This is a genomic window from Pseudomonas sp. Root329, assembly GCF_001424925.1.
Lineage (GTDB): Bacteria > Pseudomonadota > Gammaproteobacteria > Pseudomonadales > Pseudomonadaceae > Aquipseudomonas > Aquipseudomonas arabinosi.
This window is the reverse complement of sequence record NZ_LMCV01000008.1, coordinates 114,133-131,783: the sequence shown is the minus strand read 5'-3', so window position 1 is coordinate 131,783 and position 17,651 is coordinate 114,133. Positions and strand designations below refer to the sequence as shown.

The 17,651-nt window shown below is 59.9% G+C and carries 15 protein-coding genes and 2 pseudogenes; 12 read left to right on the top strand and 5 right to left on the bottom strand.

The genetic code is table 11. From position 1 onward, the window contains the following. Positions 1 to 141 precede the first annotated feature (141 nt). The 4 genes and pseudogenes from ASC74_RS32625 to ASC74_RS09980 form a co-directional block, all read right to left on the bottom strand. A complete protein-coding gene (locus ASC74_RS32625; protein ID WP_442965773.1) occupies positions 142 to 873 on the bottom strand; it encodes a methyl-accepting chemotaxis protein in 732 nt (243 codons plus the stop codon). A gap of 135 nt (positions 874 to 1,008) precedes the next feature. Continuing rightward, positions 1,009 to 2,031: pseudogene (locus ASC74_RS32620) on the bottom strand (HAMP domain-containing protein); the annotation flags it as partial. A 145-nt stretch (positions 2,032 to 2,176) separates the two neighbouring features. Then, positions 2,177 to 2,479, bottom strand: a complete 303-nt coding sequence (locus ASC74_RS09985; protein WP_008149648.1) for a cell division protein ZapA — start codon at positions 2,477 to 2,479, stop codon at positions 2,177 to 2,179. Next, entirely contained in the window at positions 2,476 to 2,706 is a 231-nt protein-coding gene (locus tag ASC74_RS09980) for a hypothetical protein (protein WP_008149645.1), read from the bottom strand. The genes ASC74_RS09985 and ASC74_RS09980 overlap by 4 nt, the downstream gene beginning before the upstream one ends. Positions 2,707 to 2,981: 275 nt before the next feature. Here ASC74_RS09980 and ASC74_RS32615 point away from each other — a divergent pair. From ASC74_RS32615 to trxC, 6 genes and pseudogenes are all read left to right on the top strand, one after another. Next, positions 2,982 to 3,752 (top strand): annotated as a pseudogene (locus tag ASC74_RS32615) (MCP four helix bundle domain-containing protein); the annotation flags it as partial. Beyond that, positions 3,735 to 4,607 (top strand): methyl-accepting chemotaxis protein, encoded by an 873-nt coding sequence (locus tag ASC74_RS32610; RefSeq protein ID WP_371925560.1) that lies wholly within the window; start codon positions 3,735 to 3,737, stop codon positions 4,605 to 4,607. The pseudogene ASC74_RS32615 and the gene ASC74_RS32610, both read left to right, overlap by 18 nt. A 223-nt stretch (positions 4,608 to 4,830) precedes the next feature. Then, complete coding sequence (locus tag ASC74_RS09970) at positions 4,831 to 6,573, top strand: potassium/proton antiporter (RefSeq protein WP_056741237.1); 1,743 nt, start codon at positions 4,831 to 4,833, stop codon at positions 6,571 to 6,573. Positions 6,574 to 6,607: 34 nt separating this feature from the next. Further along, complete coding sequence (mscK, locus tag ASC74_RS09965; protein WP_056741236.1) at positions 6,608 to 9,958, top strand: mechanosensitive channel MscK; 3,351 nt, start codon at positions 6,608 to 6,610, stop codon at positions 9,956 to 9,958. 48 nt (positions 9,959 to 10,006) lie between these two features. Further along, positions 10,007 to 11,470 (top strand): protein adenylyltransferase SelO, encoded by a 1,464-nt coding sequence (gene selO, locus ASC74_RS09960; RefSeq protein ID WP_056741234.1) that lies wholly within the window; start codon positions 10,007 to 10,009, stop codon positions 11,468 to 11,470. A gap of 197 nt (positions 11,471 to 11,667) precedes the next feature. After that, positions 11,668 to 12,102: a thioredoxin TrxC gene (trxC, locus tag ASC74_RS09955; protein ID WP_056741233.1), complete on the top strand. Its 435-nt coding sequence runs from the start codon at positions 11,668 to 11,670 to the stop codon at positions 12,100 to 12,102. A gap of 145 nt (positions 12,103 to 12,247) precedes the next feature. On the opposite strand, the gene ASC74_RS09950 is transcribed toward trxC, so the two are convergent. Beyond that, a complete protein-coding gene (locus ASC74_RS09950) occupies positions 12,248 to 13,018 on the bottom strand; it encodes a ParA family protein (protein ID WP_056741231.1) in 771 nt (256 codons plus the stop codon). 333 nt (positions 13,019 to 13,351) lie between these two features. On the opposite strand from ASC74_RS09950, the gene ASC74_RS09945 reads away from it, so the two are divergent. The 6 genes from ASC74_RS09945 to ASC74_RS09920 are packed head-to-tail and all read left to right on the top strand — an operon-like array spanning position 13,352 to position 17,588. Then, complete coding sequence (locus ASC74_RS09945; protein ID WP_056741229.1) at positions 13,352 to 14,077, top strand: beta-ketoacyl synthase chain length factor; 726 nt, start codon at positions 13,352 to 13,354, stop codon at positions 14,075 to 14,077. After that, complete coding sequence (locus ASC74_RS09940) at positions 14,053 to 14,862, top strand: lysophospholipid acyltransferase family protein (RefSeq protein WP_056741227.1); 810 nt, start codon at positions 14,053 to 14,055, stop codon at positions 14,860 to 14,862. Before ASC74_RS09945 ends, ASC74_RS09940 begins: the two co-directional genes overlap by 25 nt. Continuing rightward, positions 14,843 to 15,103, top strand: a complete 261-nt coding sequence (locus ASC74_RS09935; RefSeq protein ID WP_008149626.1) for a phosphopantetheine-binding protein — start codon at positions 14,843 to 14,845, stop codon at positions 15,101 to 15,103. Before ASC74_RS09940 ends, ASC74_RS09935 begins: the two co-directional genes overlap by 20 nt. Positions 15,104 to 15,112: 9 nt before the next feature. Continuing rightward, a complete protein-coding gene (locus ASC74_RS09930) occupies positions 15,113 to 15,367 on the top strand; it encodes an acyl carrier protein (RefSeq protein WP_007992314.1) in 255 nt (84 codons plus the stop codon). Further along, positions 15,364 to 15,909: a hypothetical protein gene (locus tag ASC74_RS09925; RefSeq protein WP_056741225.1), complete on the top strand. Its 546-nt coding sequence runs from the start codon at positions 15,364 to 15,366 to the stop codon at positions 15,907 to 15,909. The genes ASC74_RS09930 and ASC74_RS09925 overlap by 4 nt, the downstream gene beginning before the upstream one ends. Further along, entirely contained in the window at positions 15,906 to 17,588 is a 1,683-nt protein-coding gene (locus ASC74_RS09920; RefSeq protein ID WP_056741223.1) for an acyl-CoA synthetase family protein, read from the top strand. Before ASC74_RS09925 ends, ASC74_RS09920 begins: the two co-directional genes overlap by 4 nt. Positions 17,589 to 17,651: the final 63 nt, after the last annotated feature.

Sequence of the window (17,651 nt, the reverse complement as noted above, 5' to 3'; positions counted from 1 at the left end):
TGAATCAGTTTGCGGTCTTGTACGGAGATCGATTCATCAGGCCGACCTGGTGAAATGAAGGCCTGCCTGACGGCAGGCCATTACCGGCCCGCACACAAAAAATCTGACACTCTCCGCGAAGGCGCCCGCAAAGACAACTCATCAACTCAACTTGAAGCTACCCATCTGCCGCGCCAAATCATCGGCCAACCGCTGCAACGTCTGACAATCCTCACGGCAAGCCCTGACCTCCCCGGCGGTTGCACGGGCCAGATCAGAAATCCCCTGCACGTTCCGGTTAATCTCTTCCGTCACCACCGACTGCTCTTCCGTCGCCGCCGCCACCTGATGGTTCATGTCGCTGATGCGCTCGACCTGCCCGGTAATCGCCGTCAATGACGCCCCGGTGCGTTGGCTCGATTCGACACCCGTGCCCGTCGCAGCTTGCCCAGTGTGCATCGACAACACCGCGTTCTCCGCGCCTTGCTTGAGGCTGCCGATCATCTGTTGAATCTCATCAGTCGACGACTGTGTCCGCCGCGCCAACGTCCGCACCTCATCCGCCACGACCGCAAACCCACGCCCCATGTCCCCGGCCCGCGCCGCTTCGATGGCCGCGTTGAGCGCGAGCAAATTGGTCTGCTCGGAAATCCCGCGAATCACCGCCAGCACTTGATCGATGGAGGCCACCTGATGGGCCAACTCGCCCACCGCACTGGCAGCGAGGCCAATCTCGTCGGACATGCTTTCGATATGCCGGATCGATCCGCCCACCACTTCCCGCGCCTGCATCGCTTCATCGCGGGCAGTTTGCGAAGCCACCGCTGCGTTGCCAGCATTCTGGGCGATTTCCTGCACGGTCAGGCCCATTTCGTGGACGGCGGTGGCGACCATGTCGGTCATTTCCTGCTGCCGGCCGGAGCGTTCGGCGGTGTTGTCCACCACCCGCGCCACTTGGCCGACTGCCGTGCGTAAACGCTCGCTGGTGGTCAGCACTTCGCCGATCATGTCGCGCTGACTTTCAAGGAATCGATTGAAACCACGCGCCAGGTCGCCCAGTTCATCGGCGCGACTGGAATCTAACCTGTGGGTCAAATCTCCACCACCGCTACCGATGGCTACCAGTGCTGCTGTTACCTGACGGATCGGCCGCACCAACCCACGGGCCAACAACACCACCAGCATCAGGCAAACCAGCGCAACCGCCAGGCCAATGCCGCTGCTCATCCACATCGCGCGGCGGGCTTCGGCGTAGATCTGCGACTGTGGCACTTCGGCCACCAAGGTCCAGCCCAAATCCCGCAACGGCAGGCTCAATGCCAGGAAATCTTCGCCCTCGCGTACAAAGCTACTGGTGGCACCTTTTTGCCCCATGACCGCTTGTGCCGCCGGAGCGCCAATCTGTTCGACCAGCGTGCGTTTGCCACTGAACTGCGCTTCGGGGTGAACCTGGATCAAACCGTCGGAACGCACGAGATAGACCTTGCCGCGCTCACCAAAGTTGAAGTTGTGGATCAGCTCCGACAACTCTTTCATGCTCAGGCCGAGCCCGGCAACGCCCACGACTTTGCCGGCCTGCTCGACCTTGAAGTCGATGAACAGGGCCAGTTCGCCGGTGGCGGTGTCATTGTCGATATTGAGGGTGCGCGGCTGGTTGCTGTCGAGGAAAGCATAGAACCAGGCGTCCTTTGGATTGGAGCGACTGAGGGTCCGGTCCAGGCCTTTTTCAGTGAAGTAATGGTTGGACGCGGTGCCGACAATAATCGCGGTAAAGGCTTTGTGCTCGGAGCGGATGCCTTCCAGATAGGTGACGAAAGTGTTGGTCTGGGCGCTGTTTTCGCCCCCGACCAGCCAGTCGCGCACCATGCTATTGCTGGCGATGTCCTTGGCGGCGGTGAGGGGTTGTACGAGGATTCGCTCGATGTCGTTGCGCATCGCTTCGATGCTCGACGGTAACGCTTGTTCGACCAGATAGCGCTCGGCGAGACGGTTGACCACGAGGGTATAAATGCCAACCACGATCAGAATACTGACCAGCAGGGCGGTGCCCATGCTCAGGATCAACTGCCATTGAATACTGCGTCGCCAGAACTGCATGGAGCACCCCCAAAGAATAAGAGGCTGAAACGCTGCAACAGCCGTGCCGATTGTATACAACGCAAACGACAATTTATTCTTTGGTTGTGCGCAAAGCCGATCAGGCCTGATTGATCGTCTTGGAGATCACTTCAACCGTGGCGCTGACTTGCTCTTGGTAACGGTCGAGTTCCTGCTTGTGCTGTTTCTGCATTTCGATCTGCTGCGAGCACAGATTCATCGCGGCCAGCACCAGCAAGCGGTCACCGATCAGCGTCGGGTACTTCCGTTTGGTGTCGGCCAGGGCAGCCTTCAGCATTAACGCGGCGTCCAGCAGGGTTTGCTCTTCCCCGGCCGGCGCCTTGATCGAATAGTCCTCCCCCAGGATCGAGACGACTTTTACCCCTGCGGCGCCGTGATTCATGCGCTGACTGGGCCGGCGCTAACGCGCTCAACCAGGGCCTGAATACGTGCGGCGGTGGCACCTTGTTTCTCTTCCTGTTCCATCAGGCTCAGCTGCAGGCTTTCGTTTTCATCCTTGGCCTGGGCCAGTTCTGCGCTCAGGGTTTGGTTGGTGCCGAGCAGGGTCTGGTTCTGTTGCACCAGGTCGCTGACCAGCTGTTCCAATTGGCTTAGGGATGCTTCCAACATTTTGATTTTCCAAGCATTTTCAAAGGGCGCGTACGATAAAGAAAAGTCACCACGGATGCCAGGGTTATTGGGGCGCAAGGCCTTGATTTTCCTGGCGGGCGACCTTCCTCGCGAACTTTAAAGACTGTGATTGGCGGATCTGGTTCCTGCACTTCGTCGCCGGAGCCTTTGTGCGACAAAAACGCGCAGGGACTCAAGACTTTAGTCGTACGACCGATAAGTCACCCATACGTCAGTCTCAGCGCCGCACGGATGCGCTCATTTCGGTAAACACCATGTCCCTTCGTAATATGAATATCGCTCCACGGGCGTTCCTCGGTTTTGCCCTGATTGGCGGCCTGATGCTGATTCTGGGTGTGTTTGCCTTGAACCAGATGAGCAAGATTCGCGGTGCCGCCGAGGAGATCACCTTGAGCAGCGTGCCGAGCATCAAAAGCCTCGACGAGTTCACGCAACTCACCCTGCGCCTGCGCGTGCTGTCCTACCGTTTGCTGGTGAATCGCGAGCCGGACGTCCAGCAAAAGACCATGGAACTGCTGGAAACCCGCAATCAGCAGATTCGTGCCGCTCAGGCGACTTACGAAAAACTGATCACCAACCCGCAGGAACGTTCGGCCTACGACCAGTACGTGCAGTTGCTCGGCCAGTACCGTCAGATCGAAGACCGCATGAAGACTTTGTCGCGCAACAATCAGGTCGATGAACTGCGCACCTTGCTCAATACCGAACTGCTGACCAACTCCGAAGCGGTGAACACCGTGTTGAACCGTTTGCTGGAGATCAATACGCAGCAGACCCTCGACACCAATCAGCAAGCTGCCGACCAGTACGCCTCGGCCTTCAACCTGGTGATCACCCTGCTGGTGATCGCGACCGGCCTGACCCTGCTTTTCGCCTGGTTGCTGACCAACAGCATCACCAAGCCGATCGCCAATGCCCTGAGCGCTGCCGAAGAAATTGCCGAAGGCAACCTGACTCGCCCGATCACAGTAGACGGTGAGGACGAAGCCGGCCGCTTGCTGCTGGCCATGTCGAAAATGCAGGACAAGCTGCGCGACACCCTGCAACGGATTTCCGGGTCCGCCACGCAACTGGCGTCCGCCGCTGAAGAGCTCAATAGTGTCACCGACGAAAGCGCCCGCGGCCTGACCCAGCAAAACAACGAAATCGAACAGGCCGCCACCGCGGTCAACGAAATGACCAGCGCCGTGGAAGAAGTCGCGCGCAATGCCGTCAGCACGTCCGAAGCCTCGAAAAACGCCACCACCTCCGCCGGTGATGGCCGTGACCTGGTGCAGGAAACCGTCAGCGCCATCGAACGCATGAGCGCCGATGTGCAGAGCACCGCGACCCTGATCGGCGATCTGGCCAACGAGTCCCGTGACATCGGCAAAGTGCTGGACGTGATTCGCGGCCTGGCTGACCAGACCAATTTGCTGGCATTGAACGCAGCCATCGAAGCCGCACGTGCCGGTGAGGCCGGTCGTGGTTTCGCCGTGGTAGCGGACGAGGTGCGCGCACTGGCGCATCGCACCCAGCAGTCGACCAGCGAAATCGAACGCATGATCGGCAGCATTCAGAGCGGTACCGAACACGCGGTGGATTCGATGCGCAACAGCACCGAGCGTGCTGAATCGACGTTGAACATCGCTCGTGGTGCTGGCATGTCGCTGGACACTATTAATAGCGCCATCGTCGAAATCAACGAACGCAACCTGGTCATCGCCAGCGCTGCCGAAGAGCAGGCACAGGTTGCCCGCGAAGTGGATCGTAATCTGGTGAACATTCGTGATCTGTCGGTGCAGTCGGCGACGGGCGCCAACCAGACGAGCGCTGCCAGCAATGAGCTGTCGCGTTTGGCGCTGGACCTGAACAACATGGTTGGGCGGTTTAGTCTGTAAACGAAGATCGCATCACTGCCGAAAAGATCGCAGCCTCGTTTCACTCGACAGCTCCTACAGGTTTACGCAGATCCTTTGTAGGAGCTGTCGAGTGAAACGAGGCTGCGATCTTTTGATCTGAAAAAGCTTTTTGACAGCATCACATTTCAACAGGTTAGAATCGCTGGCACGCAGACTGCATGGTCAGTTTGCGCCCGCCTTTCAGCTTTCTGGAGTATTGCCTTTGAATGCGACGACCATCAACAGCCTGTTCTTGATCGGCGCGTTGCTGGTAGGTGCAAGCATTCTGGTGAGCTCACTTTCATCGCGCCTCGGCATCCCGATTCTGGTGATCATCCTCGCGGTGGGCATGTCGGCCGGCGTCGATGGCGCCGGCATTATTTTCGATAACTACCCAACGGCTTATCTGGTCGGCAACCTCGCACTGGCCGTCATCCTGCTCGACGGCGGCTTGCGCACCCGGGTTTCCAGCTTCCGCGTAGCGTTGTGGCCGGCGCTTTCGCTGGCGACGGTCGGGGTGTTGATCACCACCGGGTTGACCGGCATGGCCGCCGCGTGGCTGTTCAACCTGAACCTGATTCAGGGCCTGCTGATCGGCGCTATCGTCGGCTCCACCGACGCCGCGGCGGTGTTCTCGCTGCTCGGCGGCAAAGGCCTGAACGAACGGGTGACCGCCAGCCTCGAGATCGAGTCCGGCAGCAACGACCCAATGGCGGTGTTTCTCACCGTAACCCTGATCGACATGCTCGCCAGCGGCCAGACCGGTCTGCACTGGAGCCTGCTCGGGCACTTGATGCGTGAGTTCGGTATCGGTGCTGTCATCGGCCTGGGCGGCGGCTGGTTCATGCTGCAACTGGTCAACCGCATCCACTTGGCCACCGGCCTTTATCCGATTCTGGTCATTGCTGGCGGACTGGTCGTGTTTGCCCTGACCAACGCCTTGCACGGCAGCGGCTTTTTGGCGGTTTATCTGTGCGGCCTGGTCATCGGCAACCGCCCGGTGCGCAGCCGCCACGGCATTTTGCACATGCTCGATGGCATGGCCTGGCTGGCGCAAATCGGCATGTTCCTGGTGCTGGGGCTGCTGGTGACGCCCCACGACTTGTTGCCGATTGCCTTGCCCGCTCTGGGTCTGGCGCTGTGGATGATTCTGTTTGCCCGGCCGTTGTCGGTGATCGTCGGCCTGCTGCCCTTCAAGGCCTTCCATGGGCGCGAGAAGGCGTTCATTTCCTGGGTCGGGTTACGCGGCGCGGTCCCGATCATTCTGGCGGTGTTCCCGCTGATGGCCGGCCTGCCCAACGCCCAGCTCTATTTCAACCTCGCCTTCTTTATCGTGTTGGTGTCGCTGCTGGTGCAGGGTACGAGCCTGCCGTGGGTGGCGAAGCTTTTGAAAGTGACCGTTCCGCCGGAGCCGGCGCCGATCTCCCGCGCAGCCCTGGAAGTGCACGTCACCAGTGAGTGGGAGCTGTTCGTTTATCGCCTCGGTGCCGAGAAATGGTGCATCGGCTCGCCCCTTCGCGAGCTGAAAATGCCCGAAGGCACTCGCATCGCAGCCCTGTTTCGTCGCCAGCAACTGCTCCATCCGTCGGGTAGTACGGTGCTCGAAGTCGACGATTTGCTGTGCGTAATCGGCCATGAACACAACCTTCCCGCCCTCGGAAAACTCTTCAGTCAGGCACCGCAACGGGGCCTCGATCTGCGCTTCTTCGGCGACTTCGTGCTCGAAGGAGACGCCCAACTGGCCGCGGTTGCGGCGCTGTACGGGTTGAAAGTGGAAGGCATCGATCCAGACATGTCGCTCGGCCACTTCATTGCCCAGAAAGTGGGCGGTGCGCCAGTCGTCGGTGACCAAGTGGAGTGGAACAACACCATTTGGACCGTCGCGGTCATGGAAGGGAACAAGATCGGTAAAGTGGGCGTCAGATTCCCCGAAGGAAGTCGCCCCGGTCCGGGCTTGTTCCTCTAAACTCCACACTTCGTCTCGTTTTCGATCGGTCTCTATGTCAACCCTGCGCACGTTTATCATCACGGCCCTGCTGGGCTTGAGTCTTTCAGTCGGTACATTGCAAGCGGCCGAACCGCCGTCCAGCGAAGCCGTGCAGGCGAACCTGAACAAGATCGCCGACCGCAAACTGCCGGAAGCCGATCAGAAAGCCCTGCAGAGCATCCTGCAAAGCACGCTGACACAGCTCAACAACCAGCGTGATTACGAGCAGAAACTGGCCGATCTCAAGCAGCAATTGGCCAACGCCCCAAAGCAGAACATCGAGAACCAGCGAGAACTGACCAAGCTCAAAGCCACCAAAGTGCTGCCAGTACCGCAGCGCTATGCCAAAGAGCCTATTCAGCAACTGGAGCAAATGCTCACCGAGCGCTCCACCCAGCAAAGCGATCTGCAGAAAGCCCTGGCTGACGCCAACAGTCTGGTGATTACTGCCCAGACCCGCCCCGAGCGCGCCCAGGCCGAAATTTCTGCCAGCCAGACGCGCATCCAGCAGATCAACAACATCCTCAAAGTTGGCAAGGACGCCGGCAAGATCTTGACCCCTGAGCAACGCGATCTGCTCAATGCAGAACTCGCGGCGCTGAATGCCCTGATCCCGTTGCGCCGCCAGGAACTGGCCGGCAACAATCAACTGCAGGACTTGGGCAACAGTCAGCATGACTTGCTCTCGGAAAAATCCGATCGTCTGGATCAGGAAATCCAGGAGCTGCAAAACCTGATCAACCAGAAGCGCCTGGCCCAGTCCCAGGAGACGGTGACGCAGCAGTCCATCGAAGCGCAGAAGTCCGGCGGCAGCAGCCTGCTGGCTACCGAAAGCGCGGCCAACCTGAAACTCTCGGACTACCTGCTCAAAAGCACCGACCGTCTCAACGAAGTCACCCAACAGAACCTGCAGACCAAGCAGCAACTGGACAACGTGACCCAGAGCGATTCGGCGCTGGACGAGCAGATCAACGTGCTCAAGGGCAGCCTGCTGCTCTCCAAGATTCTCTACAAACAGAAACAGGCCCTGCCACGCCTCAGGCTCGACCGTGACCTGGCCGACCAGATCGCCGACATTCGTCTGTATCAATTCGAAGTCAGCCAGCAACGGGAACTGCTCAGCAACCCGGCGACCTACGTCGACAACCTGCTGTCGACTCAGCCTCCCGAGCAAGTCACCCCGCAATTGCGCAAGAGCCTGCTGGAACTGGCCACGACCCGCGCCGACCTGCTGGAGCGGTTGAACCGCGAGCTCAGCGCGGTGCTCAACGAATCCATCACGTTGCAACTCAATCAGAAGCAACTGCTCAGCACCGCGCAAAGCCTGCGGGCGACCCTCGATGAGCAGATGTTCTGGATTCCCAGCAACAAACCGCTGGACCCGGAGTGGATGCGCGCCGTGCCGGAGCGCCTGGAACGTCAGGTCACCACGCTGCCGTGGGCTTCCAGCCTGAGCGAATTAAGTGACGGCCTGACCCAACGGCCGCTGCTGTTCCTGCCCCTGGCGCTGTTGATCGGTGCCCTGCTATGGCGGCGCAAGAGCCTGTATGCCCGACTGAGCAAGGTTCACCAGGACATCGGCCACTTCAAACGCGACAGCCAGTGGCACACGCCGCAGGCAATCCTGATCAACATTCTGCTGGCGATGCCGGTCTCCCTGGGCCTGGCCTTGTGCGGCCTGGCTTTGCAAATCGACGCCCGCGGACAAAACGCGAACATGGGCGCGGCGCTGCTGCAAATGGCTCAGGCCTGGCTGGTGTTCTACACCGCTTACCGGATCCTCGCGCCGGGCGGCGTGGCCGAACTGCATTTCCGCTGGGAAAAACCTCAGGTCGAATTCCTCCAGGGCTGGGTCCGTCGACTCGGGCTGGTGGTCATGGCGTTGGTCGCAGTGGTGGCAGTCGCCGAGCTGCAACCCGCGACCCTGGCCGATGATGTACTCGGCATGCCGGTAGTGCTGACCTGCTACGCGTTGATGGCCTGGCTGCTCAGCCGCCTGCTGATCAGCAGCCCGACTCACCAGAACGCTTCGCTGTTCCGCAAGGCCGTGGGGATCATGTTCACCGTCCTGCCTGTCGCGCTGTTCGTAGCGGTGTGTTTTGGCTACTACTACACCGCGCTTAAGCTCAGTGACCGGTTGATCAACACCCTTTACCTGCTGATGTTCTGGCTGGTGATCGAGGCCACCTTCGTGCGCGGCCTCAGCGTTGCGGCACGCCGTCTGGCCTACCAGCGCGCCTTGGCCAAACGCCAGGCCGCGAAAGAGGCCGGCGATGGCGAAGCGGTGATCGAAGAGCCAACGCTGGATATCGAGAAGGTCAACGAACAGTCCCTGCGCCTGATCCGCCTGGCACTGCTTGGCGGTTTCATCGCGGCGTTGTACTGGGTCTGGTCGGACCTGATCTCTGTGTTCTCGTACCTGGATAACGTCACCCTCTACGAATACACCAGCGGTACCGGCGCCAACATGAGCATGGTGCCGATCAGCATTGGCGACATGCTCGGCGCACTGATCATCATCGGCATCACCTTCGCCCTCGCGCGCAACTTGCCGGGGTTGCTGGAAGTGTTGGTGCTGTCGAAACTGAACCTGGCTCAGGGCAGTTCCTATGCCACCACCACCTTGCTGTCTTACGTGATCGCTGGCATCGGTTTCGTCTCGACCCTGTCGACTCTCGGCGTGAGTTGGGACAAGTTGCAATGGCTGGTGGCGGCGCTGTCGGTGGGTCTCGGCTTCGGGATGCAGGAAATCTTCGCCAACTTCATCTCCGGGATCATGATCCTGTTCGAACGTCCGGTACGGATCGGCGACACCATCACCATTGGTAACCTGTCCGGCACGGTGAGCAAGATCCGCATCCGTGCCACGACCATCACCGACTTCGACCGCAAGGACATCATCGTCCCGAACAAAACGTTCATTACAGGACAATTGATCAACTGGTCCCTGACCGACACCATCACCCGAGTGACCCTCAAGCTCGGTGTCGATTACGGCTCGGACCTGGACCTGGTCAAGGAATTGCTGCTCAAGGCCGCGCGCGATAACCCGCGAGTGTTGAAAGACCCGGAACCCCACGTGTACTTCCTGAACTTCGGCGAAAGCACCCTCGACCACGAGCTGCGCATGCATGTGCGCGACCTCGGCGACCGTAACCCGGTGCTCGATGAGGTCAACCGCTTCATCAATCGCGAGTTCAAGAAACAGCACATCAACATCTCATTCCGGCAGATGGAGGTTTACCTCAAGAACATCCAGGGCCAGGAATACAGAATGGTGCCCGTCGATCCGGAAGTGAAAACCATTGAGCCCAAGGTGGATGGTCAAGCGCCTCAAGAGCCGCCAGCCGCCAAACTCGACTAACCGTCCTATCCCTAGCAGAATGCTCGGACATTCTGCTGGAGATGGCCCTTGAAAGCCCTCGACGAACTGACCTTCGATAATCGTTTCGCCCGCCTGGGCGATACGTTTTCCACCCACGTGCTGCCCGAGCCCATCGACAATCCGCGTCTGGTGGTGGCCAGCCCCGCCGCCATGGCATTGCTCGATCTCGACCCTGACGTGGCCGAAACCCCGGAGTTCGCCGAACTGTTCAGCGGCCATAAGCTCTGGGCTGACGCGATCCCGAGGGCGATGGTCTATTCAGGTCATCAGTTCGGTTCCTACAACCCACAACTGGGCGATGGTCGCGGTCTATTGCTGGGCGAGGTCTACAACGAGGCCGGCGAGCATTGGGACCTGCACCTCAAGGGTGCCGGCCAGACGCCCTTTTCGCGCATGGGTGATGGGCGGGCGGTCCTGCGGTCCTCGATCCGCGAATTTCTCGCCTCCGAAGCGTTGTATGCCCTGAACATCCCGACCACCCGCGCCCTATGCGTAATCGGCTCCGACACGCCGGTGTGGCGCGAGAAGCAGGAACGCGCGGCCATGGTCCTGCGCATGGCGCCGAGCCATGTGCGTTTCGGGCATTTCGAATATTTCTACTACACCAAACGTCCCGAGAAGCAGAAAGAACTCGGCGACCACGTGCTGGCCATGCATTTCCCGGAATGCCTGGAACAGCCGGAACCGTACCTGGCGATGTTTCGCGAAATCGTCGAGCGCAATGCCGAGCTGATCGCCAAATGGCAGGCCTATGGCTTCTGCCACGGCGTGATGAACACCGACAACATGTCGATCCTCGGCATTACCTTCGACTACGGCCCATTCGCCTTCCTCGACGACTTCGACGCCCACTTCATCTGCAACCACTCCGATGACCAGGGCCGTTACTCCTTCAGCAACCAGGTGCCGATCGGCCAGTGGAACCTCAGCGCTCTGGCCCAGGCCCTGACGCCGTTCATCAGCGTCGAAGCCCTGCGTGAAACGCTCGGCCTGTACTTCCCGCTGTACCAGGCCCATTACCTGGACCTGATGCGCCGCCGCCTCGGTTTCACTCAGGCCGAAGACGATGACCAGAAACTGCTGGAGCACCTGCTGCAACTGATGCAGAACAGTGGCGTCGACTACAGCCTGTTCTTCCGCCGCTTGGGGGAAGAATCACCTGAACTGGCCGTCGCCCGTTTGCGCGATGACTTCGTCGACATCAAAGGCTTCGATGCCTGGGGCGAGCTCTACGTCGCCCGGGTGACGCGTGAAGGCGAGGTTGATCAGGAACAACGCCGCAAACGCATGCATGCGGTCAATCCGCTGTACATCCTGCGTAACTACCTGGCACAGAAAGCCATCGATGCGGCGGAGAGTGGCGACTATTCAGAAGTTCGTCGTCTGCACGCGGTGCTGAGTAATCCGTTCGAGGAGCAGCCGGGGATGGAGAGCTATGCCGAGCGGCCGCCGGAGTGGGGCAAGCATTTGGAGATCAGTTGTTCGTCGTGAGGTAGAACACTGAATATTTCAAATTGGCCTTGATCGGTGCGCGCGGTCATAGGCTTCAATATAGTCGCCTATGATCGACAACCTGTAGGTCGCCTCTCCAATTGCAGAAGGCTCCTGCCTACAGATCTCTGCCTTGATAAACGGGGGCTTTGCCTCCAGATCCATCGCATCGACTGCCAACTTTTGAAGAGCCAACCATGACCGACCCACTCCTCATCCCCTGCCCCCACTGCAACGGCCTCAACCGCATCCCCGCCGAACGCCTCAACGACCATCCAAAATGCGGCCGCTGCAAAGCCGAAGTCCTGCTGAATAAACCCTTCGAACTGAAGCAAAGCGATTACGCCAGCCAGATCAAAGGCGATCTGCCGCTGCTGGTGGACGTTTGGGCGGAGTGGTGTGGGCCGTGCAAGTCGTTTGCGCCGGTGTTCGAGCAGGCGGCGGTGCAATTGGCAGGCAAGTGTCGACTGGCCAAGCTGGACAGCGAGGCAAACCAGCAGCTGTCGGCGCAGCTGGGGATCCGTTCGATCCCGAGTCTGATTCTGTTCAAGAACGGTCGGGAAGTGGCACGACAGAGCGGCGCCTTCCCGTTACCGCAATTGATGAGCTGGTTACGTAGCCAAGGGATCTGACGCCGATGCCGAAATCACCCCTGAACCCCATGTGGGAGCGGGCTTGCTCGCGAAGGCGGTGTGACAGTCAATGTTGATGTCGACTGACACACCGCCTTCGCGAGCAAGCCCGCTCCCACATGGGTCCATGGGTCACCTGTTGGAATCAGGCGTTTTCGAGGAAGTTGTGCAGATCGACGAATTGCTGCGTCAGCTTATGACGCGGGTCGAGGTGGATCAGCGGTGTGTTGGCCTGGTGGGATTCACGCATGCGCACCGAGCTGCCCAGGTACACCGGTAATACCGGCAGTCCTTCGGCGATCAGTTCGTCGAGGATTTGCTGGGGCAGACTGGCGCGAGCCTGGAACTGGTTAACGACAATACCTTCGACTTCCAGTCCTTCGTTGTGGTCGTCCTTCAATTCTTCGATTTCCGCCAACAGGCCGTACAGCGCCTGACGCGAGAAGCTGTCGCAATCGAAGGGAATCAGTACACGATCAGCGGCAATCAACGCAGATACCGCGTAAAAATTCAGCGCTGGCGGAGTATCGAGATAGATCCGGTCGTAATCGCCGTCCAGTTCCTCGAGCAATTTGCGCAGCTTGTTGATCTTGTGTTTGGCCTCAAGCTTGGGCTGCAAGTCAGCCAGCTCGGCAGTAGCAGTGATGACGTGGAGGTTGTCGAACGGGGTTTCGTAGATATCGACCTGGTTTTTCTTCGAGAACGGTCCGGAAGACAGGGTCTGTTTGAAAAAGTCGGCAATGCCCATCGGAATGTCATTACCGGTGAGCCCCGTCAGGTACTGAGTGGAGTTGGCCTGGGCATCGAGATCCACCAACAGCGTGCGATAACCCTCGCTGGCACTGACCGCTGCCAGATTACAGGCAATGCTGGATTTGCCTACGCCACCTTTCTGATTGAACACCACGCGCCGCATGTCAAAACCTCCGTGTATCAAAGAATGACCGAGTGTAGTAGTCCACGGCGCCGCTTAGCTACCTCGCCGGCAGCGGGACTACACAGTCAGCGGCAATCTCTCAATAAAAAAACAACCAGTGCCGACAGACATGCCCACCACGACGTGGATAATGGCCATACGACAGTTTTTCGCGGACCAACCAGTACATTTCGCTGAGCAAAATGTAACCAGCATTTGCTACACGTCCGCAGCACCGGGATAATGCGCGCCACTCGGCGCAATGCGCAACGTAAGCTCAGCTGCGGTCTTTGCGAACTCGACGCATCAAAGAAGCCCGCAAGGGCGGGATGAATGCCTGTGATCAATTTCAACATCGCCCAATGGCGCGCGTGGGCCCCTGGGCTCGAAAGCGTGGACGATTGGCAGGCCTGGAGCCGACAACCGGTCGTGCTTGCGAGCAGCGATGCCGCCCCCGACGTCTCGTTTCTGCCGGCCATGCAGCGCCGGCGACTCAGTCGTCTGGCGCGGATGGCGTTCAGTGTCGGCTGGCCTTTGGCTGATGGCCGCCAGGACCTACCGTTGGTCTTTATTTCTCGCCACGGCGAAACCCCGCGCACTTTCGATATCCTCAGCGATCTGGCTGCCGATCAACCGCTGTCGCCGACTCAATTCAGCCTGTCCGTGCACAACGCGATCATCGGCCTGTGGTCGATCATGCGCGGCGAAACCAGCGAAATGACGGCCCTCGCTGCAGCCGGCGATGGCCTTGAACACGGCATGCTAGAGGCCGCGGCTTTACTTTCCGAGGGCGCTCCCGCGGTACTGCTGATCGTCACCGAAGAGCAACCGCCCGAAGCCTACTCGACCTGGATCGACGACGTGCCGTTCCCTTACGCGGCCGGCCTGTTGATCACTCCCGGCAACGACTGGCAGCTGTCCCTGAACAGCGGCTCGGATGAGTTGTCCAAAGCCCACTGGCCCCATGCCCTGAACCTATTGAGTACCCTGCTCGGCCAGCAGACAACCTGCCAACATGCCTGGAAAAATCGTGTATGGACCTGGCAACGCAACCTGTAACCGAAAAAAACCGCGACGCCTATTACTGGCGCCTGCTGGCTACCGCCGCAAGCTTCACCCTGTTCGGGTTGGGCGGGCTGTGCCTGCGGCTTGTGGTTTTCCCGCTACTGAACTGCCTGCCCGGCGATGCCCTGACACATCGGCGGCGAGCGCGGCACACCGTCGCCCGTCTGTTCTGGTTTTTTGTGCGATTCATGGCTCGCTCCGGCGTGCTGACTTACGACATCCAGGGCGCCGAAAAACTCGGTCGACCGGGGCAAATGATCATTGCCAATCACCCGTCGCTGATTGATGTGGTGTTCCTGATCGGTCTGGTGCGCCACGCCAACTGCGTGGTCAAGAAAAGTCTCTGGGAGAACCCTTTTACCCGCGGCCCGCTGCGCTGCATCGAATACATCAGCAACGACGGCAGCATGGACATGCTCGATGCCGCTGCCGACGCGCTGAAAAGCGGCCAGACCCTGATCATTTTTCCTGAAGGCACCCGCACTCAGCCCGGTCAGGCGCCAGCCTTCCATCGGGGTGCTGCGGCAATCGCTCTGCGGGGTGCGAAAATCCTCACCCCGGTGATCATCAAGGTCAGCCCGACCACGTTGACCAAGGCCGAGCCCTGGTATCGGATCCCAAAACGCCGTGTGCACTTCAGTTTCCGTGTCGGGGCCGATATAGACCCACAAGCCTTCGCATCGCTGGGCCCTGCTCCTCAGGCCTCGCGCAAGCTCAATGACTATTTGCATCATTACTATATTAAGGAGCTCGCCGAAGATGAGCGATCTACACCGTGAAATCAAAGAACTGATCATCGACGCCCTGGGCCTTGAAGACATCAGCGCACAAGACATCGGCGACGACCAGACGCTGTTCGGCGAAGGCCTGGGCCTGGATTCGGTAGACGCCCTGGAACTCGGCCTGGCCATCCAGAAAAAGTACGGCATCAAAATCGACGCCGACGCCAAAGACACCCGCAATCACTTCAGCAACGTGGCGAGCCTTGCGGCGTTCGTCACTGCAAAACAGGCAGCTTGAGACCGGACCATGCAAACTCGTGACGACATCTTCAACACCCTGCGCGATGCTCTGGTCGAACTCTTCGAGCTGGACCCCGAGCGCGTAAGCCTCGAATCCAACCTGTATCAGGACCTGGAAATCGACAGCATTGACGCGGTCGACCTGATCGATCACATCAAACGCCAGACCGGCAAAAAAATCGCTGCCGAAGAGTTCAAATCGGTGCGTACCGTCAGCGATGTGGTCGAGGCGGTCTACCGCCTGGTTCAGCCGGCCGCATGAGCCGACTGATCGGCCTCGGCCTGCTGCTGGCGGGCCTGCTGTACCCCTTCGCGGTGTATTTCGGCATGGAACATTTCGCGCCGTGGCAGTTTGGTCTGCTGCTGGGCAGCCTGTGGCTGGCCCGGGCACTACTCGGTACGCGCAAGCCCGGCAGTTTGTGGATGGCGATCACTGCGATCACTTTTTGCCTGTTGCTGGCACTGTTCGACAGCCCGCTGTTGCTGCGCTGGTACCCGGTGCTGATCAGCGCGTTCATGCTCGGACTGTTTGGCCTGAGCTTGATCGTTGGCCCGCCGATCATCGAACGCCTGGCGCGATTGCGTGAACCGCAATTGCCGGCCAAGGCGATTGTTTATACCCGCCAGGTGACGATCGTCTGGTGCGTGTTTTTCTTCTTTAACGGTTTGCTCGCCGCCGCCCTGACCCTCTGGGCGCCGCTGAGTTGGTGGATGTTGTACACCGGCCTGATTTCCTACGGATTGATGGGCCTGCTGTTTGCCATTGAATGGCTGATACGACAACGGGTACGAGGCCACCCATGAATTGGATAAAACTTGAGCACCTGTTGCTCAAGGCTCAACCGGAACGTGCCGTGACGGCCGAACCGACACTGAATCACGCACAGCTTTGCGAACAGGCGTTGAGCCTCGCCGCGGGCCTGCAAGCCCAGGGGGTGCGGCGCATTGCCGTGCACCTTGAGGACGCCGCCGACCTGGCGATTGCCCTGCTGGGTGCCTGGCGCGCCGGGGTCAGCGTGCTGCTGCCCGCAGACCTGCAAGCCCAGACTCGCCAGCGCTGGTCGACCGAAGTCGATCTGTGGCTGACTGATCAGGCCGATGACGCACACCTGAGCGATTACCGGCATCCGCCGTTGATGGCGGCCGCGCTGGATTTGGATCGCTGTTCGCTGAGCCTGTGCACGTCCGGCTCCAGTGGCGAGCTCAAGCGCATCGACAAAACCCTGCGCCAACTGGCCAATGAAGTCGAAGCGCTGGAACTGCTGTGGGGCGCCGATCTTGGCGCGGCTTGCATCATCGGCAGCGTCGCCACTCAGCATATTTACGGATTGTTGTTTCGAGTGCTGTGGCCGCTGTGCGCCGGACGCTCGTTTGTGCGCAAGCAGCTGGCCTTCCCTGAAGACCTGCAGCGCGCCAGCCGCGAACACCCGGTGTTCGCCTGGGTCGCCAGCCCGGCGCTGCTCAAGCGCATGAGCGACAACCTCGACTGGCCCGCATTAAGTGCAGTTCGCCGAGTATTTTCCTCCGGCGGCGCCTTGCCGGCCGAGGCCGCGCAAAGCCTTCAGCAACGCCTGCAGCAATGGCCGACAGAAATCCTCGGCAGCTCGGAAACCGGCGGCATCGCCTGGCGTCAGGGCCACGCGCTCTGGCAGCCCTTTGCTGATATCGAGTTGAGCCAGGACAGCGACGGTGCGCTGCTCATTGCCTCGCCATACTTGCCGCCCGGGCACATCGAACACACCGCGGATGCCGCGCGAATCGCTGCCGACGGCCGATTCGAACTGCTCGGACGGCTGGACCGGATCGTCAAACTGGAAGAAAAACGTATCTCTCTACCAATGCTGGAACAGGCCCTAATGGCCCACGACTGGGTCGCCGAAGCGCGTCTTGGCGTGGTTCAGGAAAACCGCGCTTCGTTGGGCGCGCTGCTGGTGCTGACCGAGTCAGGCCTGCATGCCTTGCGCAATCAGGGTCGACGCACCCTCACGCAAGAACTGCGTCAGCATTTGAGCCAGCATTGCGAAGCCCTGGCGTTGCCACGACGCTGGCGCCTGCTGCGGCAACTGCCGCTGAACGCTCAGGGCAAACTGCCCCAGGCCACCGTTGAAGCCCTGCTGCTGGCACCGCGCCCAAAGGCGCCGGAAGTGCTGGATCAGGTCGAAGTCGATGGCGAATGGAGCCTGCAACTGGCGGTACCACCCGACCTCGCCTACTTCAGCGGCCACTTCCCTCAGGCGCCGGTATTGCCCGGTGTGGTGCAAGTAGAGTGGGCACTCACCCTGGGCCAGCAATTGATGGACCTGCCGGCAAAATTCGCCGGCATGGAAGTGCTGAAATTCCAACAGCTGGTGCGCCCTGGCGATGAAGTCCAACTGCACCTGCGCTTCGATCCGACGCGCAGCAAGTTGTATTTCACCTATCGCAACGAGTCCGCGACCTGCTCCAGTGGGCGGATCTTGCTGGAGGCTGCAGGCGATGCATAACCTTGGTGAGTGCTGCGCACTCATTCGCGAGCAAGCCCGCTCCCACAGGGGATTCGTGTTTAA

What these genes read in the sequence shown, in the direction of transcription:
- ASC74_RS32625 (WP_442965773.1), bottom strand. Translation starts at nt 873, where the DNA reads ATGGTCGCCACCGCCGTCCACGAAATGGGCCTGACCGTGCAGGAAATC.
- ASC74_RS09985 (WP_008149648.1), bottom strand. Translation starts at nt 2,479, where the DNA reads ATGAATCACGGCGCCGCAGGGGTAAAAGTCGTCTCGATCCTGGGGGAG.
- ASC74_RS09980 (WP_008149645.1), bottom strand. Translation starts at nt 2,706, where the DNA reads ATGTTGGAAGCATCCCTAAGCCAATTGGAACAGCTGGTCAGCGACCTG.
- ASC74_RS32610 (WP_371925560.1), top strand. Translation starts at nt 3,735, where the DNA reads ATGTCGAAAATGCAGGACAAGCTGCGCGACACCCTGCAACGGATTTCC.
- mscK (WP_056741236.1), top strand. Translation starts at nt 6,608, where the DNA reads ATGTCAACCCTGCGCACGTTTATCATCACGGCCCTGCTGGGCTTGAGT.
- trxC (WP_056741233.1), top strand. Translation starts at nt 11,668, where the DNA reads ATGACCGACCCACTCCTCATCCCCTGCCCCCACTGCAACGGCCTCAAC.
- ASC74_RS09950 (WP_056741231.1), bottom strand. Translation starts at nt 13,018, where the DNA reads ATGCGGCGCGTGGTGTTCAATCAGAAAGGTGGCGTAGGCAAATCCAGC.
- ASC74_RS09945 (WP_056741229.1), top strand. Translation starts at nt 13,352, where the DNA reads ATGCCTGTGATCAATTTCAACATCGCCCAATGGCGCGCGTGGGCCCCT.
- ASC74_RS09940 (WP_056741227.1), top strand. Translation starts at nt 14,053, where the DNA reads ATGGACCTGGCAACGCAACCTGTAACCGAAAAAAACCGCGACGCCTAT.
- ASC74_RS09935 (WP_008149626.1), top strand. Translation starts at nt 14,843, where the DNA reads ATGAGCGATCTACACCGTGAAATCAAAGAACTGATCATCGACGCCCTG.
- ASC74_RS09930 (WP_007992314.1), top strand. Translation starts at nt 15,113, where the DNA reads ATGCAAACTCGTGACGACATCTTCAACACCCTGCGCGATGCTCTGGTC.
- ASC74_RS09925 (WP_056741225.1), top strand. Translation starts at nt 15,364, where the DNA reads ATGAGCCGACTGATCGGCCTCGGCCTGCTGCTGGCGGGCCTGCTGTAC.
- ASC74_RS09920 (WP_056741223.1), top strand. Translation starts at nt 15,906, where the DNA reads ATGAATTGGATAAAACTTGAGCACCTGTTGCTCAAGGCTCAACCGGAA.